This window comes from Neorhizobium sp. T7_12 (assembly GCF_002968535.1).
In the GTDB taxonomy this organism is placed as follows: Bacteria; Pseudomonadota; Alphaproteobacteria; order Rhizobiales; family Rhizobiaceae; genus Neorhizobium; species Neorhizobium tomejilense.
Genome location: NZ_PVBK01000001.1, coordinates 34536 through 59311, shown reverse-complemented (window position 1 = coordinate 59311; position 24776 = coordinate 34536). Strand labels below are relative to the sequence as shown.

At 62.2% G+C, this 24776-nt stretch carries 21 protein-coding genes; 5 read left to right on the top strand and 16 right to left on the bottom strand.

The features are described 5' to 3' along the window. Window positions 1-216 precede the first annotated feature (216 nt). From C5J26_RS00285 to C5J26_RS00275, 3 genes are all read left to right on the top strand, one after another. Window positions 217-798 carry a cupin domain-containing protein gene (locus tag C5J26_RS00285; protein ID WP_105400036.1) on the top strand — a complete coding sequence of 194 codons (582 nt, stop codon included), beginning with the start codon at window positions 217-219 and terminating at the stop codon, window positions 796-798. 114 nt (window positions 799-912) lie between these two features. Beyond that, window positions 913-2349, top strand: coding sequence for an NAD-dependent succinate-semialdehyde dehydrogenase (locus C5J26_RS00280; protein ID WP_038549634.1), 1437 nt, complete (start codon window positions 913-915; stop codon window positions 2347-2349). A 130-nt stretch (window positions 2350-2479) separates the two neighbouring features. Continuing rightward, on the top strand, window positions 2480-3580 hold the full coding sequence (locus C5J26_RS00275; protein WP_105400035.1) for a DNA alkylation repair protein: 1101 nt from the start codon (window positions 2480-2482) through the stop codon (window positions 3578-3580). 246 nt (window positions 3581-3826) lie between these two features. Here the strand turns inward: C5J26_RS00275 and C5J26_RS00270 are convergent, their stop codons facing one another. From C5J26_RS00270 to C5J26_RS00210, 13 genes are all read right to left on the bottom strand, one after another. Continuing rightward, window positions 3827-4846 carry a sulfate/molybdate ABC transporter ATP-binding protein gene (locus C5J26_RS00270; RefSeq protein WP_105400034.1) on the bottom strand — a complete coding sequence of 340 codons (1020 nt, stop codon included), beginning with the start codon at window positions 4844-4846 and terminating at the stop codon, window positions 3827-3829. Beyond that, entirely contained in the window at window positions 4843-5730 is an 888-nt protein-coding gene (cysW, locus tag C5J26_RS00265; RefSeq protein WP_105400033.1) for a sulfate ABC transporter permease subunit CysW, read from the bottom strand. Before cysW ends, C5J26_RS00270 begins: the two co-directional genes overlap by 4 nt. 2 nt (window positions 5731-5732) lie before the next feature. Beyond that, a complete protein-coding gene (gene cysT / locus C5J26_RS00260; protein WP_046666499.1) occupies window positions 5733-6554 on the bottom strand; it encodes a sulfate ABC transporter permease subunit CysT in 822 nt (273 codons plus the stop codon). 80 nt (window positions 6555-6634) lie between these two features. After that, the gene (cysP, locus tag C5J26_RS00255; protein ID WP_105400032.1) at window positions 6635-7633 is read right to left on the bottom strand and encodes a thiosulfate ABC transporter substrate-binding protein CysP; all 999 of its coding nucleotides are present in this window, start codon (window positions 7631-7633) and stop codon (window positions 6635-6637) included. Window positions 7634-7843: 210 nt separating this feature from the next. Continuing rightward, on the bottom strand, window positions 7844-8047 hold the full coding sequence (locus C5J26_RS00250) for a DUF1059 domain-containing protein (protein ID WP_105400031.1): 204 nt from the start codon (window positions 8045-8047) through the stop codon (window positions 7844-7846). Window positions 8048-8145: 98 nt separating this feature from the next. Then, complete coding sequence (mmsB, locus tag C5J26_RS00245; protein WP_105400030.1) at window positions 8146-9039, bottom strand: 3-hydroxyisobutyrate dehydrogenase; 894 nt, start codon at window positions 9037-9039, stop codon at window positions 8146-8148. 26 nt (window positions 9040-9065) lie between these two features. Then, entirely contained in the window at window positions 9066-10145 is a 1080-nt protein-coding gene (locus C5J26_RS00240) for an enoyl-CoA hydratase/isomerase family protein (RefSeq protein ID WP_105400029.1), read from the bottom strand. Window positions 10146-10158: 13 nt separating this feature from the next. Beyond that, window positions 10159-11754: a GMC family oxidoreductase gene (locus tag C5J26_RS00235; protein WP_105400028.1), complete on the bottom strand. Its 1596-nt coding sequence runs from the start codon at window positions 11752-11754 to the stop codon at window positions 10159-10161. A gap of 69 nt (window positions 11755-11823) precedes the next feature. Continuing rightward, a complete protein-coding gene (locus C5J26_RS00230; protein ID WP_046666493.1) occupies window positions 11824-12822 on the bottom strand; it encodes a branched-chain amino acid ABC transporter permease in 999 nt (332 codons plus the stop codon). Between the two features lies 1 nt (window position 12823). Continuing rightward, on the bottom strand, window positions 12824-13711 hold the full coding sequence (locus tag C5J26_RS00225; protein ID WP_105400027.1) for a branched-chain amino acid ABC transporter permease: 888 nt from the start codon (window positions 13709-13711) through the stop codon (window positions 12824-12826). Window positions 13712-13715: 4 nt separating this feature from the next. Next, window positions 13716-14417: an ABC transporter ATP-binding protein gene (locus C5J26_RS00220; protein ID WP_105400026.1), complete on the bottom strand. Its 702-nt coding sequence runs from the start codon at window positions 14415-14417 to the stop codon at window positions 13716-13718. Next, complete coding sequence (locus C5J26_RS00215) at window positions 14417-15199, bottom strand: ABC transporter ATP-binding protein (protein WP_105400025.1); 783 nt, start codon at window positions 15197-15199, stop codon at window positions 14417-14419. The genes C5J26_RS00220 and C5J26_RS00215 overlap by 1 nt, the downstream gene beginning before the upstream one ends. Further along, window positions 15199-16398, bottom strand: coding sequence for an ABC transporter substrate-binding protein (locus tag C5J26_RS00210; RefSeq protein WP_371681889.1), 1200 nt, complete (start codon window positions 16396-16398; stop codon window positions 15199-15201). Before C5J26_RS00210 ends, C5J26_RS00215 begins: the two co-directional genes overlap by 1 nt. A 196-nt stretch (window positions 16399-16594) precedes the next feature. Between C5J26_RS00210 and C5J26_RS00205 the strand changes: the two genes are divergently transcribed. Then, the gene (locus C5J26_RS00205) at window positions 16595-17581 is read left to right on the top strand and encodes a LysR family transcriptional regulator (protein WP_105400023.1); all 987 of its coding nucleotides are present in this window, start codon (window positions 16595-16597) and stop codon (window positions 17579-17581) included. Here the strand turns inward: C5J26_RS00205 and C5J26_RS00200 are convergent. The 3 genes from C5J26_RS00200 to C5J26_RS00190 form a co-directional block, all read right to left on the bottom strand. Continuing rightward, window positions 17530-20685, bottom strand: coding sequence for an efflux RND transporter permease subunit (locus tag C5J26_RS00200; RefSeq protein ID WP_105400022.1), 3156 nt, complete (start codon window positions 20683-20685; stop codon window positions 17530-17532). The two genes, C5J26_RS00205 and C5J26_RS00200, sit on opposite strands and share 52 nt — an antisense overlap. Before the next feature lie 26 nt (window positions 20686-20711). Next, window positions 20712-21869 carry an efflux RND transporter periplasmic adaptor subunit gene (locus C5J26_RS00195; protein ID WP_105400021.1) on the bottom strand — a complete coding sequence of 386 codons (1158 nt, stop codon included), beginning with the start codon at window positions 21867-21869 and terminating at the stop codon, window positions 20712-20714. 71 nt (window positions 21870-21940) lie between these two features. Then, window positions 21941-22543 carry a TetR family transcriptional regulator gene (locus C5J26_RS00190; RefSeq protein ID WP_105400020.1) on the bottom strand — a complete coding sequence of 201 codons (603 nt, stop codon included), beginning with the start codon at window positions 22541-22543 and terminating at the stop codon, window positions 21941-21943. A 274-nt stretch (window positions 22544-22817) separates the two neighbouring features. On the opposite strand from C5J26_RS00190, the gene C5J26_RS00185 reads away from it, so the two are divergent. Next, window positions 22818-24761, top strand: a complete 1944-nt coding sequence (locus tag C5J26_RS00185) for a PAS domain-containing sensor histidine kinase (protein ID WP_105400019.1) — start codon at window positions 22818-22820, stop codon at window positions 24759-24761. Window positions 24762-24776 lie beyond the last annotated feature (15 nt).

The following is a 24776-nucleotide window of genomic DNA, read 5'->3' as shown; positions in this document are numbered from 1 at the left end:
CATTTCTCCCTTTTCAATCTGGTTGCGCGATCGCCGATGGCGACCATATCTTAAAGACGCACGGGCTTTCGCTAATCCGACATCCCGCGGAAAAAATTTGCATCCACTCACCAACCGCGCCGTTTTTCGTCATTGGAGAAATTCCCGCCTTCGGTGTATCAGTGAAACGCTGCCGTGATCGGCGGCGAGGAAATGAAACAAAGGTCGTTGTGAAGAATGCACGCCATGGAGAATTCGGCGGAAGGAGCCGGTGGCGGTTTCAATGTCGGCGAGCGTCTTTGTCTGGTGCGCAAGCAGCACGGCCTGTCGCAGCGGGCGCTGGCGGTCAAGGCGGGCGTCACCCATTCCCTCGTCTCATTGATCGAGAAAAACAAGGTGAGCCCTTCGGTCGCCTCGCTGAAGAAGATCCTCGAAGCAATCAACTATCCGCTGACCGACTTTTTCGCGCTGACGCTGCCGCCGGTCGACCAGGTATTTTACCGCGCCGATGAACTGACGCCGCTTTCGACCGGCGCTTTGACGCTGCTGCAGGTCGGCGACGCCAAATCCCACAGCATCCAGATTTTCCACGAATTCTATGAGCCCGGCGCCGATACCGGCGAGACCATGCTGCAGCATGAGGCGGAAGAAGGTGGGGTGGTCGTCGCCGGCGAACTGGAACTGACCGTCGGCAGCCAGACGCGTATCCTCAAAAAGGGTGACGCTTTCCTCTTCGACAGCCGTCAGCCGCACCGATATCGCAACGTCGGAACCGAGCGCTGCGAGGTGGTAAGTGCCTGCACGCCACCCTATCTTTAAGAAGAGCAACGTTGATTGTTGCTGTCAATTATTTTAGGTCAGAACCCGATATTCCCGGACCCTCTCCCAACGCCTTAAAACGGCGTATCCAGCCTTGAAATGAAAGTGGACACCATGCACAGCTATCCCGACGTCAAGCTTTTCATCAACGGCGAATGGCGCGATGCCATCGGCGGCGAAACCATCGATGTTTCCGATCCCGCGACGGAAGAAGTGATCGGGAAAATAGCCCATGCCCGCAAGGCGGACCTGGACCTGGCGCTGGAAGCCGCCGAAAAGGGTTTCAGGATCTGGCGCGACACCTCGCCCTTCGACCGCTCAAAGCTGATGCGCAAGGCTGCCGACCTGTTGCGCCAGCGCGTCGACCAGATCGCCTATTACATGACCCGCGAACAGGGCAAGCCGCTCGCCCAGTCGAAGATGGAAGTCATGGGCGCCGCCGACACGATCGACTGGTTCGCCGAAGAAGCCCGCCGCACCTATGGCCAGATCATCCCGGCCCGCATGAGCGGCGTCTCGCAGATGGCGATCAAGCTGCCGGTCGGCCCTGTCGCCGCCTTCACGCCCTGGAATTTCCCGCTCAACCAGGTGGTCCGCAAGCTCTCCGCAGCCCTTGCGACCGGTTGCTCGATCATCGTCAAGGCGCCTGAGGAAACGCCCGCTTCGCCGGCCGAACTGATCCGCGCCTTCATCGATGCCGGTGTGCCCGCGGGCGTCGTCAACCTCGTCTACGGCATTCCGGCCGAGATTTCCGAATACCTGATCCCGCATCCGGTCATCCGCAAGATCTCGTTCACGGGCTCCACCCCGATCGGCAAGCATCTGGCCGCCCTTGCCGGCAAGCACATGAAGCGCGCCACCATGGAACTCGGCGGCCATGCGCCGGTGATGATCTTCGACGATGCCGATCTCGAAAAGGCGATCGAAGTGACCGCCATGTCGAAATTCCGCAATGCCGGCCAGGTCTGCGTCGCCCCGACCCGCTTCCTCGTGCAGGACGGTATCGCCGACAAGTTCACCGCCGGTTTCGTCAAGGCGGCACAGGCGATCAAGGTCGGCAACGGCCTGGAAGACGGCGTGACCATGGGGCCGCTCGCCAACGAGCGCCGCATCCCGGCCATGGAAGCGCTCATTCAGGACGCCATCACCCATGGCGGCGAGCTGAAGACCGGCGGCCACCGCATCGGCAACAAGGGCCACTTCTTCGAGCCGACGGTGCTCTCCGAAGTGCCGACCTCGGCAAAGATCATGAACGACGAGCCCTTCGGCCCGATCGCGATCATCAACCGCTTCTCGCATTACGACGATGCGATCGCGGAAGCCAACCGCCTCCCCTTCGGCCTCGCTTCCTATGCCTTTACCGGCTCGGTCAAGACCGCTCACGCGCTCAGCCGCCAGGTGGAAGCCGGCATGCTGACCATCAACCACAATGGTCTGGCCTTGCCGGAAGTACCGTTCGGCGGCATCAAGGACTCTGGCTACGGCACGGAAGGCGGCTCGGAAGCCACAGAAGCCTATCTCGAAACCCGCTTCGTCAGCCAGATGAGCTGACCTGAAGGTTTTTTTGAACCGAGCTCTCGACGCCGGTCGGTGCCCTGCACCGACCGGCGTTTTCTTTTGCGCTTGCTCGCATCATTCGAGTCAAATACCAAAACAAACAGTGAACACCGGATGAAGCGCCATGGCCGAGACTGAAGCAGCACCGCTCCTGAAGGAAATCTTCAACCGCGATCGCCTCCGGCATTTTGCGGCGGAGACCAAGGCCATCCATACCGGCTTCGATGGGGAGCGCTTTCTGACGCTGACTTCCGCCGGTCTTGACGATCTGAGCATCATGCAGCGCCTGCGTCAGATCGCCATCGCCTACCACGCAGTCCTGCCCGGCGGCTTCGAAAAGAATATCGACATCCTGCGGGCACTGGCACCCCGCATCAACCACGGCTTCGCCTCCATCGTGCTGCCGGAATATGTGGCGCTCCACGGCCATGAGCATTTCGATCTGTCGATGGATGCGCTCGCCTTCTTCACCCGCTTCGGCTCGTCGGAATTCGCCGTCCGGCATTTCCTCCTGAAGGACCTCGCCCGGACACTGAAAGTGATGGAGCGCTGGTCGCGGGACGACAACGAACACGTGCGCCGACTTTCGAGCGAAGGCTGCCGGCCGCGCCTGCCCTGGTCGTTCCAGCTGAAAGAACTGATTGCCGACCCCTCCCCTGTCGCGCCGATCCTCGAAAACCTGAAGAGCGACCCGAGCCTTTACGTGCGCAAATCCGTCGCCAACCATCTGAACGACATCACCAAGGACCACCCTGCCTGGGTGTTCAACAGGATCACTGACTGGCCAAAGGACGACCCGCGCACCGTTTGGATTATCAAACAGGCGCTGCGCACGCTGATCAAGAAGGGCGATGCGAGAGCGCTGCACCAGCTCGGCGCCGGCGAAAAGGCGGAGGTAAAGGTCGACAGTTTCATGGTGACGCCGTCGTCGCTGAAACTTGGCGGCGCGGTGAAGATATCGGCCAGGATGGTGTCGACCGCGTCGGCGCCGCAGAAGCTCGTCATCGACTACGCGGTCCACTACGTGAAGAAGGCCGGCGGCACCTCGAAGAAGGTCTTCAAGTGGAAGGAGATCACGCTGGGTGCCGGTGAGAGCAGCGAACTCACGATCAGCCGCGCCATCCGCGACTTCACCACCCGGATCCATTATGCCGGCCGGCATCCGGTCGAGCTGGTGGTCAACGGCGAGGTGCTGGCTGAGGGTGCGTTTGAACTGATGACTTAAGTTTTTTCGGCCAGGCTGGCGGGTGCGGCCCCCTCACCTCGCCTCCGCTACGCTCGGCTATCCTCTCCCCGAGGGGAGAGGATAGCCTTTTCCCTCTTCGGTAAAGAAGGCAACGAAGACCGTGCTGCATAACCTCTTCTCCCCAGCGGGGAGAAGGTGGCCCGAAGGGTCGGATGAGGGGGTGGCACTGGCGCAGGCCTATAGTGTCAGGATCTCTTCCTGGCGAAGTCACCCAACGAGAACCGCCTAGACCGCAAACACCTTCGCCCGCCGCAGCGTCACAAAACCGCCCTCGCCCGCCTTGACTGCTCGTTCCGGCTCGACGTCGAATTCCAGCTGTTCGCCGGTCTCGGTGGTCGCCAGCACCCGCCGCCCGTCCGGGCGGTCGAGCACGCGGGTGATGCTCGCCGGAATGCCCGGCCCCTGTGCTGACCAGTCGAGATCGGCGGGACGGGCATAAAGTTCCGCCTTGCCGTCCGCCATGCCGGAAACGTCGATCGCAGCACCGCTTGCATAGGCCTTGCCGTCGCGCACTTCGGCGGCGAGCACGTTGGCGTCGCCGAGGAACTTCATCACGAAGGCGGACTGCGGATTGCGGCAGACCTCTTCCGCCGTGCCCTGCTGGATGATGTGGCCGTCTTTCAGGATGACGACGCGATCTGCGAGATCCAGCGCCTCTTCCTGGTCGTGGGTGACGAAGATCGTGGTGATGCCGAGCTCGCGGTGGATCTCGCGCAGCCAGCGGCGCAGGTCATGGCGCACATTGGCGTCGAGTGCGCCGAACGGCTCGTCGAGCAGCAGAACCTTGGGATCGACCGACAGCGCCCGGGCCAGCGCCACGCGCTGCCGCTGGCCGCCGGAAATCTGCGCCGGGAACCGGTCGCCGAGACCGTCCAGGCGCACCAATCTCAGCAGTTCTACGACGCGCGCGTCGATCGCCGCCTTCTCGCGCTTCACCTTCGAGACCTTCATGCCGAAGGCGATGTTTTCCGCCACCGTCATATGCGGAAACAGCGCGTAATGCTGGAAGACGAAACCGACGCCGCGGTCGCGCACCGGAATGTCGGTAGCGTCCTGGTCGCCGAAATAGATGTGGCCGCCGTCGGCATATTCGAGGCCGGCGACCATGCGCAGGATGGTCGTCTTGCCGGAACCGGACGGACCGAGCAGAGCGACGAGTTCGCCGCTTTCGATCTCAAGCGAGATATCCCGCACGGCGCGAAAGGTTTCGAAGGTTTTGACGACGTTTTCGAGGCGGATTTTCATTGGGTTTTCTCCGCGGAATTGGCGACCAGAGCCGGGCGACGGACGCGGCCGGCTCCCTGGCGCTCAAGCGCCACCTTGGCGATGATGGTGAAGACGGCGATGAGCGCCAGGATGGAGGCCGCGGCAAAGGCGCCGGCCGCCTGGTAGTCGTGATAGAGCAGCTCGATATGCAACGGCAGCGTATTGGTCTGCCCGCGGATATTGCCCGAGACGACCGAGACCGCGCCGAACTCGCCCATGACGCGGGCGTTGCAGAGCACGACGCCGTAAAGCAGCGCCCATTTGATGTTCGGCAGCGTCACCGAGAAGAAGGTCCGCCAGCCGGACGCGCCGAGTGAGGTGGCAGCTTCCTCAAGATCGCGGCCCTGCGCCTGCATCAGCGGGATCAACTCGCGGGCAACGAAGGGGGCTGTGACGAACATCGAGGCGAGAATGATGCCGGGGATCGCAAACAGGATCTTGACCCCGTATTCGTCCAGCGTCGGACCGAAGACGCCCTGCAGGCCGTAGACGAAGAGATAGGCAACACCCGCGACGATCGGCGAGACCGAAAACGGGATCTCGATGACGACCAGCAGGAAACGCCTGCCCCAGAAGTCGAACTTGGTAATCGACCAGGCGGCTGCGACACCGAAAGTTGTGTTGACCGGCACGGCGACGATTGCCGCAAACACCGTGAGCCCGATCGCATGCAGCGTATCCGGATGAATGATCGTGTCTCGATAGACAGCCCAGCCCTTTGAAAAGGCCTCGACGCCGATGACCACCAGCGGCGCAACGATCAGCAGGGCGACGATCACCAGAACGATGCCGATCAGCATCCGGCGGAAGAGCGGCTGGTCGCCGACGCGCGGCGGCTTTCTGCCGGTACGGATCGCGCCCATGGTCACCCCCTCACCGTGTAGCGAAGCGCCCGCGACTGCATCCAGTTGGTGAGCGCGAGCATGACGAAGGCCGCGATCAGCAGCACCGAGGCAATGGCGGCTGCGGCCTGGTAATCGTATTCCTCCAGCCGGATGAAGACGAGAAGTGCGGTGATCTCCGTCGACATCGGCTGGTTGCCGGCGATGAAGATGATCGCACCAAACTCACCGAGCGAGCGGGCGAAGGACAGCGACACGCCGGCAAGCAGCGCCGGGGTCAGAAGCGGCAGGATAACCTTGCGGAAGATTTGCCAATCCGAGCCGCCAAGCGACTGCGCCGCCTCTTCCAGCGCCGGATCGAGATCTTCCAGCACCGGCTGCACGGTGCGCACGATGAACGGCAGCGAGGTGAAGCACATCGCGATCATGATGCCGAGCGGCGTATAGGCGACCTTGATGCCGAGGTCGGCAAGGATGGAACCGAACCAGCCGTTGGTGGTGAAAAGTGCCGTCAGGGCAATGCCGGCCACCGCCGTCGGCAGCGCGAAGGGCAGATCGACCATGGCATCGACGATCCGCCAGCCCGGGAACCGATAGCGCGTCAGCACCCATGCGAGCGCCAGGCCGAAGAACAGGTTGAAGACGGTGGCACCGAGCGCGGAGAGCACGGTGACGCGGTAGCTCGCGAGCGCCCGGGACGAGGAGACGATCCGCCAATAGTCCTCGGGCCCAAGGCTCGCGGCCTTGAAGACCAGAGCTGCCAAAGGCAGGACCACGATCAGCCCGACATAGAACAGCGTCACCCCCAGCGACAGGCGTAACCCGGGCAGGACATTGCGTCTCAAGCGGTCGTTTCCTCTTTGCACGGCAAAGCCCGGCGAACTTTCGTTCGCCGGGCGAGGCTTGGTTGAAGTTCAATCTGCGCTTAGCGGCTGCCGTACAGCTTGTCGAGAGTGCCGCCGGAGGCGAAGTGGTCCTTCTGGATCTTGTCCCAGCCGCCGAAGACGTCATCGACCTTGACGAGGCGGATTGCCGGGAACTGGTCCTTGAATTCGCCCGCGACCTTTTCGTTCTGGACGCGATGGCCGAACTGGGCGGCTATCCGCTGGCCTTCTTCCGTGTAGAGGAAGTCGAGATAGGATTTCGCAAGGGCTTCGGTGCCGTGCTTCTTGGCGACCTTGTCGACCACCGCGACCGGGAACTCGGCGAGAAGGCTGACCGACGGGATGACGCTCTGCACCTTGTCGGCGCCGTACTGCTTGACGATGCCCCGGGTCTCGGCCTCGAAGGTGATCAGCACGTCGCCGGTTTCGCGCTCCACGAAGGTGGTGGTGGAGGCGCGGCCGCCGGTATCGAAGACCGGCACGTTGTCGAAGATCTTGGTGATATAGGCATCGATCTTCTCTTCGTCGCCCTTATAGGCTTCCTTGGCCCAGGCGTAAGCGGCGAGATAGGTGTAGCGGGCGTTACCGGAGGTCTTCGGATTCGGGAAAACGGCGTGCACGTCAGCGCGAGCGAGGTCGGCCCAATCCTTGATGTTCTTCGGATTGCCGGCGCGCACCAGGAACGACGGGAAGGAATAGAAGGGCGAGGCATTGTTCGGGAATGCCTTGGTCCAGTCCTTGGCAACAAAACCCTGTTTGGCGAGGAAATCGATGTCGGTCGACTGGTTGAAGGTCACGACGTCGGCTTCAAGGCCTTCGGCGATCGAACGGGCCTGCTTCGAGGTGCCGGCATGCGACTGGTCGATGGCGACGCCCGGATGGCTCTTGATGAAGGCCTCGTTCTCGGCGACGAACAGCTCGCGCGAAACGTCGTAGGAGGCGTTGAGCAGCTTCGTCGGAGACTGGGCCAGCGCGGGGGTAACAAAAAGCGCGGCCAAGGGAGCAATAAGCGCGGTGCCGAGGATCAGGAGGCGGTTCATGCAAGTCTCCGGTGTTGGATTGTGCCGGTGAAACTACCGGTACGCCCAGCAAACGGCGAGGAACCGCGGACTTTCCTTTGTGACGGGGTTAGAAATTTTGTCCATTATTCGCCATAAACGGCGGAGCTTTTCGCGCGCCATCCAGACCGGCGCTGCTTCGTTGGAAGAGGCAGCACCGGGGAGTCTCGGCTAAGCCCTGTCGCGGCATCGTCAGGCGGTGGCGTGCGGGACATCCATCTCGTGGATAGCCTTCCTGATCTCCGTGCGGAATTCCGGAGTATCGTGGTGACCATGCACGGAAATGGCATGCTGCACGGCTGCATTGACGAGTTCATCCGCGTTGTCCGCCGAGATCGCAACGGTGCATTTCATCTCGCTCGGAAATTCGCGGCAATCGATGTATTGGCGTCCCATGTCTGCCTCCATCACAAGCCCTGAACCGATTGCTCAGAGGACAGGAATTTACTCCCTTTGCGCAGAGGAAACAAACGCCGCCGGCCTGATCAATCGGCCTAGCTCGTCCTGCCCGCCTTCTCTCGCAGCATCTGGATGATGGCGGAGAAATCGTCCGCGCCGTGCCCCGTCCTTTCAAACTCGGCATAAAGCTCGGCCGCGTGGGCACCGAGCGGCGTGGCGGCACCAGACTGTCTTGCGGCCTCCTGCGACAGCGTCAGGTCCTTCAGCATCAGCGCCGCGGCAAAGCCCGGTCTGTAGTCGTTATTCGCCGGCGAGGTGGGCACCGGACCGGGCACCGGGCAATAGGTGGTGAGCGACCAGCACTGGCCTGACGAGGTGGAGGCGACGTCGAACAGCGCCTGATGCGAAAGGCCGAGCTTTTCCGCGAGGCCAAATGCTTCGCAGACGCCGATCATCGAGATGCCCAATATCATGTTGTTGCAGATTTTTGCCGCCTGGCCGGCGCCGGCGTCGCCGCAGTGGACGATCTTCTTTCCCATCGCCTCGAGGATCGGCTTGCCCAGGGCGAACGCCTTTTCCGAACCGCCGACCATGAAGGTGAGCGTGCCGGCCGCCGCCCCGCCGGTGCCGCCGGAGACGGGTGCATCGAGCGAGATGCAGTTCATGACATCCGCCAGTTCATGTGCCTTGCGGGCGCTTTCCACGTCGATGGTCGAGCAGTCGATGACGAGAGTGCCCTCGGGGATGAGCGTGGAGAGATCGGTCCACACGGCCGTGACGTGCTGCCCCTTCGGAAGCATGGTGATGACGCATTCCGCATCGCGCACCGCCTCCGCCAGCGCACCGGCGGCCTTCACGCCCGTCTCGGCGGCCGCCTTCACCGACGCTTCCGACAGGTCGAAACCGCGCACCTCATGACCGGCTTTCACAAGATTGGCGGCCATCGGCCCACCCATATTGCCAAGGCCCACGAAAGCGATCTTGGTCATGTCTTCCTCCCGTCGTCGTTGTTGTTTTAAAGTCTGTGATCCGGAAACAGAACCGGATGCCGCGCAGCGAAATAGCGATCGAGATCCGCATCCCCGACCTCCTCCAGCGTCGCCGGAGACCATTTCGGATTGCGGTCCTTGTCGATGATCGCGGCGCGCACGCCCTCGTAGAAATCGTGGTTGCGCAAGATTTCGGCGCCGGCGGTGAATTCCCGCTCCAGGCATTCGACGAGGCTCGAACTTTCGCGGCCGCGCCTGATGAGCCGAAGCGCGAGCTTGAGGCTGGTCGGCGAGCGCTTGGCGATGATGTCGCGCGTCCTGATGGAGAATTCATCATCCTCTCTATTCAGGGCTTCCACAACCTCCTCGACCGTGTCGAAGCGGAAAACCCGGTCGATCAGGTCGCGATGGGCTTCGAGCGGGCTTTCACCCGGCGTAACGGCGAAACGATCGATCACCGCCCTCACCTGCTCGTCGGACGCACCGCCTTTCAGTTCCCCCAGCGCCTCGACAAGCAGGCCGAGCCGCTCCGAGGGCACGTTCACGTCGGCAAGATTGGTATAGATGGCGTCTGCCGCGCCGATCACCTCGCCCGTCAGCCCCATCCAGGTGCCGGTCTCGCCGGGCGCGCGCGGGAGCAGCCAAGTTGCACCGACATCCGGGACGTAGCCGATGCCGGTCTCGGGCATGGCAAGACGGGTGCGTTCCGTGACGATCCGGTGTTTTCCGTGCGAGGCGACGCCGACGCCGCCGCCCATGACGATGCCGTCCATCAGCGCCACATACGGCTTCTCGTAGCGGGAGATCATGTAGTTGACCGGGAATTCCTCGCGCCAGAATCGCGTGACGTCAGGATCGTCCGACTTGCCGCTTTCGTAGATGACCCGGATATCTCCTCCGGCGCAAAGGCCGCGCTCTCCCTCGCCTTTCAGGATGACACAGGAGACTTCCGGATCGCGCGCAAACTGCTCCAGCGCCTGCTTCATCGCCCGCACCATGGCGAAGTTCAGGCTGTTCAGCGCCCTCGGCCGGTTGAGCCGGATGACGGCGGCCGAACCGATACGGTCGATGAGGACTTCGTCGCTCTGGGCAGGTGTGTCGGACATGCGTTTCTCCGGTCTACCGATTGTCCGCCAGGATCATCTCGGCCGCCTTTTCGGCGATCATGATCGTCGGCGAGTTGGTGTTGCCGGAGACTATATTGGGCATGATCGAGGCATCGGCGATACGCAGCCTTCCGACTGCGCGCATTTTCAGGCGGGGATCGACGACGCTGTCCGGATCGGATCCCATACGCGCGGTGCCGACCGGATGGAAGATCGTCGTGCCGATGTCGCCGGCCGCCCTTTCGAGGTCCGCATCGGTCTCGTAGGAGGGGCCGGGCCTGTATTCCTCAGGGTGATAGCGCGCAAAGGCTGGTTTCTTGACGATCTCGCGGGTGATCCGGATCGACTTGACGGCGACGTCGCGGTCGGCGGCGGTCGACAGGTAATTCGGATGGATGCCCGGTGCCGCGGCAAAATCCGGGCATTTCAGATGCACCGACCCGCGGCTCTCTGGACGAAGATTGCAGACGCTCGCGGTCATTGCCGGGAACGAGTGGACCGGTTCGCCGAACTTGTCGAGCGACACCGGTTGGACGTGATATTCGAGATCCGGCGTCTCCTTGTCGGGGCCGGATTTGGTGAAGATGCCGAGCTGGCTCGGCGCCATCGACATCGGCCCGGAGCGCCGGAAGGCGTATTCCAGCCCGATCGAGGCCTTGCCGATCAGGCTCGACGCCTTTTCGTTGAGGGTCGGAACGCCGGTCACCTTGTAGACGAGGCGGAGCTGCAGGTGGTCCTGCAGGTTCTCACCGATAGCCTTGACCTCCTTGACCACTTCGACACCCGCCTCTTGCAGGACGTCGCCGCGACCGATGCCGGAGAGTTCGAGGATATGCGGCGTGCCGATCGCGCCGGCGCTGAGCACGGTTTCGCGTCTCGCATAGGCCTTCTTCGCCACCCCGTCGTGCTGGAACTCTACGCCCTTCACCTCGCCGTTTTCGATGATCAGCTTTCGAACATGCGCCTTGGTGAGCACCGTGAGGTTCGGCCGCTTCATCGCCGGGCGCAGGAAGGCCTTGGACGTGTTCCAGCGGATCCCGGAGCGCTGGTTGACGTCGAAATAGCTGGAGCCCTCGTTGCTGCCGCGATTGAAGTCGTCGACGATCGGGATTCCGGCCTCTTCCGCTGCCTTCTGGAAACTGTCGAGCACCGCCCAGCGAAGACGCTGCTTTTCGATGCGCCATTCGCCGCCGGCGCCGTGCATCTCGTCGGCGCCCTTGTAGAAATCCTGGGATCTCTTGAAGATCGGCAGGACATCGTCCCAGCCCCAGCCGGTGCACCCCATCTGCCGCCACATGTCGTAGTCGTAAGCCTGGCCGCGCATGTAGATCATGCCGTTGATCGACGAGCAGCCGCCGAGGATCTTGCCACGCGGGTAGGAAAGCGAACGGCCGTTCAGCCCCTCTTCCTTCTCGGTGGTAAAACACCAGTCCGTGCGCGGATTGTTGATGCAATAGAGGTAACCGACAGGAATATGCACCCAATGATAATTGTCATTGCCGCCCGCTTCGAGGATCAGCACCCGGTTGCCTGGGTCCTTCGATAGCCGATTGGCCAATACGCAGCCGGCGCTGCCCGCCCCGATGACGATGTAGTCGTAATTTTCCATGCTTATGCTCCAGGGAGAAGCGCCCGCGAGCCATGCCCGCAAGCCGCATCCCTGCGCCCTCCCTCTATCTTATCGTCTGTGCTCGAAACCGAGCTTCCGGCCGAGCCGGGAGGCGTAGAATTCCCCGATAATGCCGCGCCGGAAAACGAGGACGCAGACCATGAAGATCACGCCGGTGACGATCGTCACCGGGAATTGCGAGGTCGCCAGATAGTTTTGCAGCGTGACCACCAGGCCAGCGCCGAAGATCGGCCCGATCAGCGTGCCGATGCCGCCGAGCAGCGTCATCAGGATCACTTCGCCCGACATCTGCCAGGCGACATCCGTCAGCGTCGCGAACTGGAAGACCAGCGACTTCAGCCCGCCCGCAAGGCCTGCCAAGGCCGCCGACATCACGAAGGCGCCGAGCTTGTAGCGGGCGACGGAGTAGCCGAGCGAAATCGCCCGCGGCTCGTTCTCGCGGATCGACCTGAGGATCATGCCGAAGGGCGAGTTGATGAACCGCCAGATGATCACCATGCCGATCAGGAACACGGCCAGCACGAAATAATACATGTTGGTCGAGCTGTTGAGATCGATGAAACCGAACAGATGGCCGCGCGGCACCGACTGGATGCCGTCCTCGCCCTGGGTGAACTCCGCCTGCAGGCAGAAGAAGAAGAACATCTGCGACAGCGCGAGCGTGATCATCGCGAAATAGATGCCCTGCCGGCGGATCGCGAAGAACCCCATGACCAGGCCGAGCAATGCTGCGCCGACGACGCCTGTCAGGATACCGAGTTCCGGCGGAAAGCCCCATTCCTTGACCACATGGGCGGTGAAATAGGCCGCGCCGCCGAAGAAGGTCGCGTGGCCGAAGGAGAGCAGCCCGGTATAACCGAGCAGCAGGTTGAAGGCGCATGCAAACAGCGCGAAGCACAGGAGCTTCATCAGGAAGATCGGGTAGAAGAACATCGGCGCGAGGATCAGAGCCGCGAGCCCGATGATCACGAAGATCGTGTAGGTCCTGGAAGCGGTGGCCGAGCGCTCGATACGCGGCTTGGCAGCGGTTTGGGTCATCTCGCTCATCTCACGCATCCCGTCCGAAAAGGCCGGCTGGCCGGAGTAGAAGCACGATTGCCATGATCACGAAGATCACGATGTTGGATGCTTCCGGATAGAACACCTTGGTGAGGCCCTCTGCAATACCGAGCATGTAGCCGGTGACGATGGCGCCCATGATCGAGCCCATGCCGCCGACCACGACCACCGCGAAAACGACGATGATGATGTTCGAGCCCATCAGCGGCGAGACCTGGTAGATCGGCGCGGCCAGCACGCCCGCAAAGGCGGCGAGCGCCGCACCGAGCCCGTAGGTGAGCGTCAGGAGCACCGGCACGTTGACGCCGAAGGCCTGCACGAGCACCGGATTTTCGGTCGCGGCGCGAAGATAGGCGCCGAGCTTGGTCTTCTCGATCAGCAGCCATGTACCGATGCAGGCGACCAGCGAGACGACGACCACCCAGCCGCGATAGATCGGCAGGAACATGAAACCGAGATTGGTGCCGCCGGCAAGCTGCGTCGGCACCGAATAGGGTTGGCCGGCCGCGCCGTAGAGATAGCGGAACGTGCCCTCGATGGTCAGTGCCAGGCCGAACGTGAAGAGCAGGCCATAGAGCGGATCGAGATCGTAGAGTCGCGACAGCATCGTCCGTTCGATGATGGCTCCGAACAGGCCGACGACGATCGGCCCGAGGATCAACGCAACCCAGTAGTTGATGCCGAAATACTCCAGCATCAGCATCGCCGCAAAGGCGCCGAGCATGTACTGCGCGCCATGTGCAAAGTTGATGACGCGCAGAAGGCCGAAGATGACCGCCAGGCCGAGGCTCAGAAGCGCGTAGAAGGACCCGTTGATCAGGCCGATCAGGAGCTGCCCGAGAAAGGCCTGAAGCGGTATGCCGAAAATCATCGTCATAACGTTACACTCCCAGCACTTTATGCAGCATGTCCATCTTGCCCGGCAGCTCAGCCACCGGGAAATTCGCGACCATCCGCCCATGGTCCATCAGGTAGAACCGATCGGCGACGCGGCTCGCGAAGCGGAAATTCTGCTCCACCAGGAGCACCGTCATGCCACGCTCCTTCAGCGTCTTCAGCACCTCGCCGATCCGCTGCACGATAACCGGCGCCAGGCCTTCGGTCGGCTCGTCCAATATCAAAAGCTTGACGCCGGTGCGCAGGATGCGGGCGATCGCCAGCATCTGCTGCTCGCCCCCGGAGAGTTTCGTGCCGGGGCTGGAGCGGCGCTCCTCAAGGTTGGGGAAGAGCTCGTAGATCTCAGCGAGCGACATGCCGCCTTCGGCCACGACCGGCGGCAACAGCAGGTTTTCCTCGACGGTCAGCGTCGAAAAGATGCCGCGCTCCTCCGGCACGAAGCCGATGCCGTTATGCGCCGTGCGATGCAACGGCACGCCGAGCATATCCTTGCCCGCGAAACGGATTTCGCCTTTCCGCTCACGGATGATGCCGACGATGGTTCTGAGCGTCGTTGTCTTGCCGACGCCGTTGCGACCGAGAATGGTGATCGTCTCGCCCTCGCCGACCGTCATGTCGACGCCGTGCAGGACGTGGCTTTCGCCGTACCAGGCATTGAGGTTGGAAACTTGCAACAAGGGTGCCATCAAGCCTCCTCCGTGCCCATGTAGGCGGTGCGGACGCGCGGGTCCTGGCTGACGGTGGCATAGTCGCCCTCGGCGAGGATTTCGCCGCGCTGGAGCACCGTCACATGGTGGCAGATGTCGGCGACGACGGAGAGATTGTGCTCGACCATCAGCACCGCACGGGTCTTTGCCACCTCGCGAATGATGTTGGAAACGGTACCGATATCCTCCTGGCCCATGCCGGCCATCGGCTCGTCGAGCAGCAGCACCTTGGGATCGAGCGCCAGCGTCGTGGCGATCTCAAGCACGCGCTTGCGGCCATAGGAAAGGTCGGCTGCGAGCGCATTGCGCTCGCGCTTCAGGCCGACCGACTCGATCAATTCGTCGGCCCGCGCATTCAGGCGATCGAGCGAGGAGACCGGAAGCCAGAACTGCGTCGAAAGCCCGTTCGTCCGCTGCAGCGCGACGCGCACGTTGTCGAGCACCGTCAGATGCGGAAAGACCGCCGAAATCTGGAAGGAGCGGACCAGCCCCATACGGGCGATCCTGTCCGGCGGCGTTTTGGTGATGTCCGTGCCCAGAAGCGTGATCGAACCCGCCGTCGGCTGCAGGAACTTGGTGAGCAGGTTGAAGACGGTCGTCTTGCCTGCGCCGTTCGGGCCGATCAGCGCATGGACGCGCGCATGGTGGACGTCGAGATCGACGTTTTTCACCGCCATGAAGGCGCCGAAGCTTTTCGAGAGGCCGCGGGCGGACAATACCACCCGCGACTCTTCTTGTTTTGCTGTCGCGGCGACCGCCATTATTTCACCAGATCGCAGCCGCTCTTGGCGGGATCCATGTAGGCGTCCTTGCCCGGGATGGTGGCGAGTACGGTGAAATAATCCCAGGGTTCCTTGCTTTCACCCGGCTTCTTGACCTGCAGCAGGTACATGTCGTGGATCATCCGGCCATTCTTGGCGACCTTGCCGCCGCGGGCGAAGAAATCGTCTACCGGCATTTCGTGCAGTGCCTTGGAGACGGCATCCGCATCGTCGCTGCCGGCCTTCTGGATTGCCTTCAGATACTGGGTAACCGCCGAATAGGTGCCGCTATGGACCATGTTCGGCATCTTTTTGGTGCGTGCGAAGAACTTCTTCGCGAACTCGCGGCTCTTGTCGTCGAGGTTCCAGTAATACCCCTCGGTCAGGGTCAGGCCCTGGGCCGCCTGCAGGCCGAGGCCGTGCACTTCGGCGAGCGTGAAGAGCAGTGCTGCGAGGCGCTGACCGCCGGCGGTGATACCGAACTCCGCGGCCTGCTTGATGGCGTTCGCCGTGTCGAGGCCGGCATTGGCAAGGCCGACGACCTTGGCGCCGGAGGACTGTGCCTGCAGCAGGAAGGACGAGAAATCGGTGGTGGCGAGCGGATGGCGGACCGCGCCGACGATCTTGCCGCCGGAGGACTTCACGAAGTCGCCGGTCTGCTGCTCGAGCGAATAACCGAAGGCATAGTCGGCGGTGAGGAAGAACCAGCTGTCGCCGCCCTGCTTGACGAGCGCGCCGCCGGTACCGACCGCCAGTGCATGCGTATCATAAGCCCAGTGAAAGCCGTAGGGGCTGCAGGCCTTGCCGGTCAGATCGGTGGTCGCCGCGCCTGTGACGATGTCGATCTTCTTCTTTTCCTTGCCGATTGCCTGCACGGCGAGCGCCACAGACGAGGTCGTCAGCTCCATGATCGCATCGACCTGCTGGGTATCGTACCACTGGCGGGCGATGTTGGAGGCGATGTCCGCCTTGTTCTGATGGTCGGCATCGACGATCTCGATCGAAGCCCCGAGAACCTTGCCGCCGAAATCCTCGACCGCCATCTTGGCCGCCTCGACCGACGACTTGCCGCCGAACTCGGAATAGACGCCCGACTGGTCGTTCAGGATGCCGATCTTGACCTTGTTGTCGGACGCACTCTGCGCGAATGCCGCGCTGCTTGCGAGAACGACGGCCAGGGACGTTACAAGTGACGTCATAATTGTCTTGCGCATAATTTCTCCTCCCAGAGAATAGGCCCAGAAAATTTGAAGGGTCTGTTCAAAATTGGTGAGCCGTTCTCCTCAAAGCGGCTGCTCCGGATTGCATGGTTCAGGAAAACGGCCGTTGACGCAAGCAGGCCGCTGTAATTAATTGCAAACAGCATCTGTGCATTTTTGAACAGACGGGAACGAATTGAGCAACAATCAGAACTTCACCTGGGACGATCTGCAATATTTCCTGGCCGTGGCGCGCAGTGGACAGCTGTCCACCGCGGCACGTCAATTGCGCACCAGCCACGCGACCGTGTCCCGGCGCATCGACCGGCTGGAATTCGCCCTCAAGGTCAAACTGTTCGAGCGCAATCCACGTGGGTATGTCCTGACCGGCATGGGCCAGCGCTTCATCGAGACGGCGGAGCGCATCGAGACCGAGGCCGACCGGCTGCAGGCCGATGTCGCCTCCGGCACCACGGCGCAGCGCGGCGTGGTTCGCTTAAGCACGCCGGAAGGGTTTGCGAATTTCTTCTTCGCCGACAAGATCCGCAGCTTCTGCGACAGCCATCCGAACATCTCGCTGGAACTGGTGACGATCCAGCAGATCATGTCGCTGTCGCGCAAGGAAGCGGATATCGCCGTCTCGCTCGATCCACCGAAGGACGGGCCTTATCTGACGGAAAAGCTTACCGACTACAGTCTCAACGTCTACGGCGCGAAGTCGTACCTCGCCAAGGCCGGTCCGATCCGCTGCCGGCAGGATCTGCTGTCGCATCCCTTCATCGGCTATATCGAGGATATGATCTTCGCGCCCGGGCTCGACTATCTTGGCGACGTCCATCCGGGCATCAAGGCGCGTTTCCAGAGCTCCAGCATCTTTGCGCAGCTGACCGCGACGCTGAACGGTCTCGGTCTTTGCGTGCTGCCGAACTTCATCACCCGCACGCGGCCGGATCTCGAAATCGTGCTGCCGGAAGAGGTGGAACTGAGACGCGGCTACTGGCTGATGTGCCATCGTGACCTGAGCCAGATCCCCCGGGTGCGGATGGTGAGGGATTATATCTTCCAGTCCGTCAAGGCCAATCAGGACGCCTTCCTCAGGAGTTACCAGGCTCCCGAGGAAGGCGCTCGCCGTTACTCCGCTGCCATCGGCAGGTCGTCACGGCTTTCGAAGAGGTCGCCCTGATTGGCGGGCGACCGGTCGTCCTTGTTCTTCTTGGGTTCGCGGCCGAAGAAGAGGGCGTAGGCGGCTGGCAGGACGAGGATCGTCAGCACCGTTGCGACCAGGATACCGCCCATCATCGCATAGGCGAGCGGCCCCCAGAACACGCCGCGCGAGATCGGGTAGAGCGCCAGCACGGCTGTCAGCGCCGTCAGCATGATCGGCCGGAAACGGCGTACGGCTGCACCGACGATCGCCTCCATCCGCTCCATCCCCGCCGCGATGTCCTGGTCGATCTGGTCGACAAGGATGATCGAGTTGCGGATGATGATGCCGAGCAACGCGATGACGCCGAGGATCGCCACGAAGCCGAACGGCGCACCGGTCATGAGCAGCGCCATGGCAGCGCCGATGATACCGAGCGGACCGGTCGCCAGTACCAGCATCGCCTTGCCGAAATGCTGCAGCTGGATCATCAGCAGCACGAGGATGACCAGGAGCATGATCGGCGCCTTGGCAGCGATCGAGTTCTGGCTTTCGGCTGCATCTTCCGCACCGCCCTGGATCTCGACATGATAACCGGCAGGCAGGCTGGCACGCAGGTCGGCCATGCTGCTGTAGAGGTTCATCGACACCTGGGTCGGTTCGATGCCATCCGGCAGCGTTGCCTTGACGGTGATCGTCGGCAGGCGGTCGCGGCGCCATTCGATGCCCTGTTCGAGGACAGGCACGACCTTGGCAATCTGCGAGACCGGGACGAAGCCGCCGAAATCCGTCGGCACATAGACCGACTGGACCGCCGAGAGCAGGTTGCGGGTGGCATCCGGTTCGCGGACGACGATCGAGACGGTTTCCTCGCCATCGCGGAAGTCGCTGACCGGAGCGCCGGAGACTGCTGTCTGCAGCATCTGGCGGACACGCTGCGAGGTGACCCCCAGCGCCCGGGCACGATCCTGGTCGATGACCAGTTTCATGGCTGTGACCGGTTCCATCCAGTCGTCATGGATCGCGCCGAACAGCGGCTGCTGCTGGTAACGTTCCTTGACCTGGTCGGCGATGCGGCGCACTTCCGCCGGGTCCGGGCCGGTGACGCGCATCTGGACAGGCCAGCCGACCGGCGGGCCGAGGAACAGGCGGTCGACCTTGCCGCGCACGGTCGGGAAGTCCTGCGCGAGGATGGCGCGCAGCTTGACGATCAGACGCTCGCGGGCATCGACGTCCTTCGACATGATCAGGAGCTGCGCGTAGTTGGGGTTACGGAGCTGCTGGTCGAGCGGCAGGAAGAAGCGCGGCGCGCCCTCGCCGATATAGGTCGCGACGAAGGTCTTGTCCGCGTCGGGCAGGATCTTGTCTTCAAGGGCTTTCGCCTGACGTTCGACTTCCTCGATCGCCGTGCCTTCCGGCAGCCACATGTCGACCAGGATTTCCGGCCGCGAGGACTGTGGGAAGAAGCTCTGCGGGATGAACTGGAATGACCACAGGCTGCCGACGAAGGCGCCGAGAGTGAGAAGCAGCACGATAGCCTTGTGACGCACGGACCAGCCGACCGCATGCCGGACGCCGCGATACATCCGGGTGTCATAGGCATCGTGATGGGTGCCTGCGTGCGCCCGCTGCTTCAGGATCATGTAGCCGAGCCAGGGAGTAAAGTAGACGGCCACGAACCACGACACGACGAGCGCGATGCCCACCACGTAAAACAGCGAGCGCACGTATTCGCCGGCGGTGGAATCGGCGAAACCGACAGGGATGAAGCCGGCAGTGGTGATCAACGTGCCGGTCAGCATCGGAAAGGCGGTGGATGAATAGGCGAAGGTGGCGGCATCGAGGCGTGCGAGCCCCTCCTCCAGCTTCCGTTCCATCATCTCGACGACGATCATCGCATCGTCGACGAGCAGGCCGAGCGCGATGATCAGCGCGCCGAGCGAGATGCGCTGCAGCTCGATGCCCATGTAGAACATGATCGCGAACGTAGCTGACAGAACCAGCGGAATGGTGATGGCGATGACGATGCCCGAACGCCAGCCGATCGAGATCAGCGAGACGATGAGGACAATGACGAGAGCCTCCAGCAGGGCCTGGGTGAACTCGCCGACCGCTTCGGTGACGACTTCCGGTTGGTTGGAGACCTGCTCGACGGAAACGCCGACCGGCAACGTCTGTTCGAAGCGCTCATAGGTGGCTTCGACCTCGTGCCCGACGTCGGTTACCTTGAAGCCCTTCGCCATGACGACGCCAAGCTGGACGCTGTCGTGGCCATTGAAGCGAAACTTGCGCTGATAGGGGTTTTCGAGACCGTTGGTGACGGTGGCGATATCGCCGAGCCGGATCACTTGGTCGCCGGCGCGAAGGCGCAGCTCGCGGATATCTTCAGGCGTCGTGACGCCGCCTTCGACCGCAATTCGTACCGAGCGCTCGGCAGTCTCAATGTTCCCGGCGGGATCGATATTGTTCTGGCCGGAGAGCGCGTCGCGGATGTTGAGGACCGTGAGGCCGCGCTCGGCGAGCGCCTTGGACGATACGTCGATGAAGATCTTCTGCGGCTGGTCGCCGAGAATGACCGCCTTTTCGACGCCGGGCGTGGCGAGCAGCATGTCGCGGGCCTGGATCGCGAACTGCTTCAGCTCAGGATAGCTGTAGCCTTCGCCGCTGATCGAATTGAGGGTGATGTAGGTATCACCGAACTCGTCGTTGAAATAAGGACCGAGCAGGCCGGCCGGCAGATCCTGGGTGATGTCCCCGATCTTCTTGCGGACCTGGTAGAAGGCGTCGTTGACCTCGGCGGTGTTGGTGTCGCCCTTGATCTGTACCGTGGTGATCGCCACGCCGGCGCGGGTATAGGACTTGACCCAGTCGAGATGCGGGGTTTCCTGCAGCTTGCGCTCGACCTTGTTGACCACCTGGTCCTGCATCTCCTGGATGGAGGCGCCGGGCCAGACGGTCTGCACGACCATGACGCGGAAGGTGAAGTCGGGATCTTCCTTCTGGCCCATGTTCATGACGCCAAGCGCGCCCATGACGATGATGAGGCCGAAGAGGAAGCGGGCGATGCTCGGATGGGCGATCGCCCAGCGGGACAGGTTGAACCCGCCCTTTTCCGGGGGATTGGCCTGATGAGAGGAGCTCATGGTCTTGGGTCCTTTAAGCCTGGCGATCAGGGCGCGAGCGATGCGGTGGTAAGGCTGCTGACGCTGCCGAAGCGGGAGGCGATGGCTTCCGGCAGCTTGACCTTCATGTCTTCTTTCATGAACTGGGTGCCGGCCGAGACGACGAGGTCGCCCTTGGCAATGCCTTCGGCGACGCGAACGCCGTCGTCGGAGAAGTCGGCGACCTTGACGGCGCGCGAACTGACGGTGCCCTTGCCGCGGTCGACGATCCAGACGACGGACTGGCCGTCCTTCTTGGAAAGCGCTGCAAGCGGAACGGCATAGGTGGCGATGGCATTGTCTTCGTCCGCCTCGATCGTCGCGGTCATGCCGAGCAGGACCCGCGGGTCGTCCGGCAGGCTGACGCGAACTGCAAAAGTGCGCGATTGCGCATCGGCACTACCGGCCACTTCGCGGACCTTGCCGTCGAGGACGAGATCGGTAGCCGACCAGAAGCGAGCCTTCACCGTCTTGCCCGGCTTGAACTGAGCGACGTCCATTTCCGGGACGGCGATCTGCACTTCCTTGCTGCCCTCGACCGCGACGGAGAGGACCGGGGTACCGGACGCGACCACCTGGCCGATATCGGCGCTGACCGTCGTGACGATGCCGTTCTGGTCCGACTTCAATTCCGTATAGGCGACCTGGTTGCGGGCCTGGTCGAGCGCCGACTGAGCCGATTCCCTCTGCGAGATGGCCTGGTCGTTGGCAAGTTGCGCCTGTTCGAACTGTGATTGGGAGGAAATGCTCTTTTCGGCAAGCGTCTCGGCCCGTCGGCGGGCGAGGCCGGAGATTTCGACCTGCTTCTGGGCGGAGGCGAGATCGGCCTCGGCACGGCGCACAGCGAGCTGGTAATCGACGGCGTCAAGCTTTGCGAGCACGTCGCCGGGGCGAACGCGCTGGCCGACATCGACGAGCCGTTCGGTGATCTTGCCGGCGACGCGGAAGCCGAGGTTCATCTCGGTGCGCGCCTTGACGGAGCCGGAATATTGAAGTTTGCGGCCGTGATCGGCGGCGGCAACCTCAGTCACCTTGACCGGGCGGACGACTTCCGGGGCTTCGGCTTTTTTCTCTTCCGAGCAGGCCGTCAGTGCGCCGAACGCGGTCGCGACTAGAAGGCCTTTGATGAGAAACGAGACATTATGTCTGGTCTTTACGAAAAACATTGTTCCGCACTCCTGGTGGCGGGTTTTCGATCAAGACGCCCCCTTGGCGCCCCGGAATTATTTCAGGCGAATTATCTGAGGGCCCTGAGGCCGAATTCCACGAGATCCTCGGGCTTGCCGATCCGGGTCTCCAGAAGGCAATCCGCAATGAGCTGCGGATGACAGAGGATGACCACGGACGACATGAAGCATTCGGCCGCGAGCTGGTGATCCTGCTCGCGGAACTCGCCGGCTTCGATGCCGTCCTTGATAAGGTCAGCAATGACGAGGCGGATGCGTTCGAGATGCTGCTCGATGACCGGCCATTGCTGCTCGATGGCGATCACCACCATCTCATGCACCTTCTTCTCGTCGAGCATGGTCTCGAGCGTGAAGCGGTGCTGCTGTAGGACGTGATTACGCAGCCGTTCGGCGGCGCTCACCGGCCGCTTCGCGTTGGCGAGTGCCGCCTGATAGCTGCCGTCGAGCATACGGTGCGCCAGGGCCTGATGGATGTCGGCCTTGGACGAGAAGAAACGGTAGATATTGGCGGGCGACATGCCGAGATCCCGCGCGATATCCGCCACGTTCGTCTTCGTGTAGCCGTAATGTTTGAACAGCCGCTCCGCCGCATCAAGGATGCGGCTGACATTTTCCTGCCGCGAGGTGTCCAGGGTATTTTCGCTGGTATCCATACCGCTGAAGTCTTTCGTTTTACGTGTGACGATTTTCATCTTTCGTCAGTCGTAAAGAAAAATCCGTCATCCGTCAACCCGTGTCGGCTCGTCGTCGTGGGGAGCGCAAGATAAAAAGTTTGGGAAACAGGGAACCAAAATGGGACTTGGACATTATGTCGCGTTAGACCACGGGCTTCGTGGGCCGGGGAAGAGTAATGATCCTGTTGCATAGTCACAACTTTTCGTTGTTGCAGAGCGTTAGAGCACTAACGTCGTGGGCCGGGGACTATTGATGAGTGTGCCGCAAAGTTACGACGTTTCGTTGCTTGACGAGGAACGCTATCGTCTTCTCGTAGACGCCATCACCGACTATGCGATCTACATGATTGACCCTGAGGGCAAGATCGTCAGCTGGAATCCCGGCGCCCAGCGTTTCAAGGGATACGAGGCATGGGAAATCCTCGGCGAGCACTTTTCCCGCTTCTATACCCCGGAAGACCGGTTGGCGCGGGCGCCCGAGCACGCTTTGCGGACCGCTGCGACAGAAGGCCGCTTCGAAAAGGAAGGCTGGCGGGTCCGCAAGGACGGCGGCCGCTTCTGGGCCCATGTCATCATCGACCCGATCTGGGGCCGTTCCGGCGAGCTTCTCGGCTTCGCCAAGGTGACCCGTGACCTGACCGAACGGAAAAAAGCCGAAACGGAACTCCGATTGAGCGAGGAGAAATTCCAGCTCCTCGTCCAGGGAGTCACCGACTATGCTCTCTACATGCTCGACCCGGACGGTTGCGTCAGCAACTGGAACGCGGGTGCCGCGCGCATCAAGGGCTATACTGCGGACGAAATCGTCGGCCAGCATTTTTCAAAATTCTACACGCCGGAGGATCGCGAGCGCGGCGAACCCACCCGTAGCCTGGAGACCGCACGGCGCGAGGGGCGATTCGAGAGGGAAGCCTGGCGGCAGCGCAAGGATGGCACGCGCTTCTGGGCGCATGTGATCATCGACGTGATCCGCAACGAGGAAGGCACGCTTCTCGGCTTCGCCAAGATCACGCGCGACATCACTGAAAAAGTCGAGGCGCAGAAGGCCCTCACCCAGGCGCGCGAGGAACTTTTCCAATCCCAGAAGATGGAGGCGATCGGCCAGCTGACAGGGGGCGTCGCCCACGATTTCAACAATCTGCTGATGGCCGTGCTGGGCAGCCTGGAAATCCTGAAGAAACGCCTACCCGACGATCCGGCGCTGATGCCGCTGCTGGATAATGCCATTCAGGGTGCCGAGCGGGGTGCTGCCCTCACCCAGCGCATGCTGGCATTCTCCCGGCGACAGGAATTGAACATGCAGGCCATCGACGTGGCGGCACTTGTCGGCGGCATGATGGATTTCGTTCAGCGCTCGCTCAGCGCCTCCGCCTCCGTGGAAACCCGCTTTGCCAAGAACCTGCCGCACGTCGCGAGCGACCCGGTTCAGCTCGAGACCGCGCTTCTGAACCTTGTCGTCAATGCCCGCGACGCGATGGCCGGCGGCGGCACGATCGTCATCAGCGCCGAGGAATATTCGGCCGACGAGACGACCGGTAGGCTGAAGCCCGGCCGATATGTCCGGCTCTCGGTCGCCGATAGCGGCGAAGGCATGGACGAGGAGACCCTGATCCGCGCGACGACGCCTTTCTTCACGACCAAGGGTGTCGGCAAGGGAACGGGGCTCGGACTTTCCATGGTGCAGGGCCTGACCGAGCAGTCGGGCGGCAAACTCGATATTGAAAGCCAAAAGGGCAAGGGCACCACTGTTTCGCTCTACCTGCCTGCGGTAGATGCAAACGATTGTCCGCAGTCTTCGGAGAAGAACATGCCTTCACCAATTGCAACTCCCCGAGGACGCCTGACCATTCTCGCCGTCGATGACGACGCGCTGGTCCTGATGAACACCACGCTGATGCTGGAGGATCTCGGCCACACCGTGATCGAAGCCTATAGCGGCACCGATGCCCTGAAGGAGCTGAGAAGCGGCGCCCATGACATCGATCTCGTCATCACCGATCACTCGATGCCGCGCATGACCGGCTCGGAACTTGCCGCCGTCATCCGCGAAGAAAGACCGGGCCTTCCGGTGGTGCTGGCAACCGGCTACGCGGAATTGCCCACCGGCGGCGACGATCGGCTGCCGCGATTGCCAAAACCCTTCTCGCAGAACCAGCTTGAGGAGATCATCGCCACGGTTCTCGCCGGCGGGCGCTGAACCAATCGCCCTCGC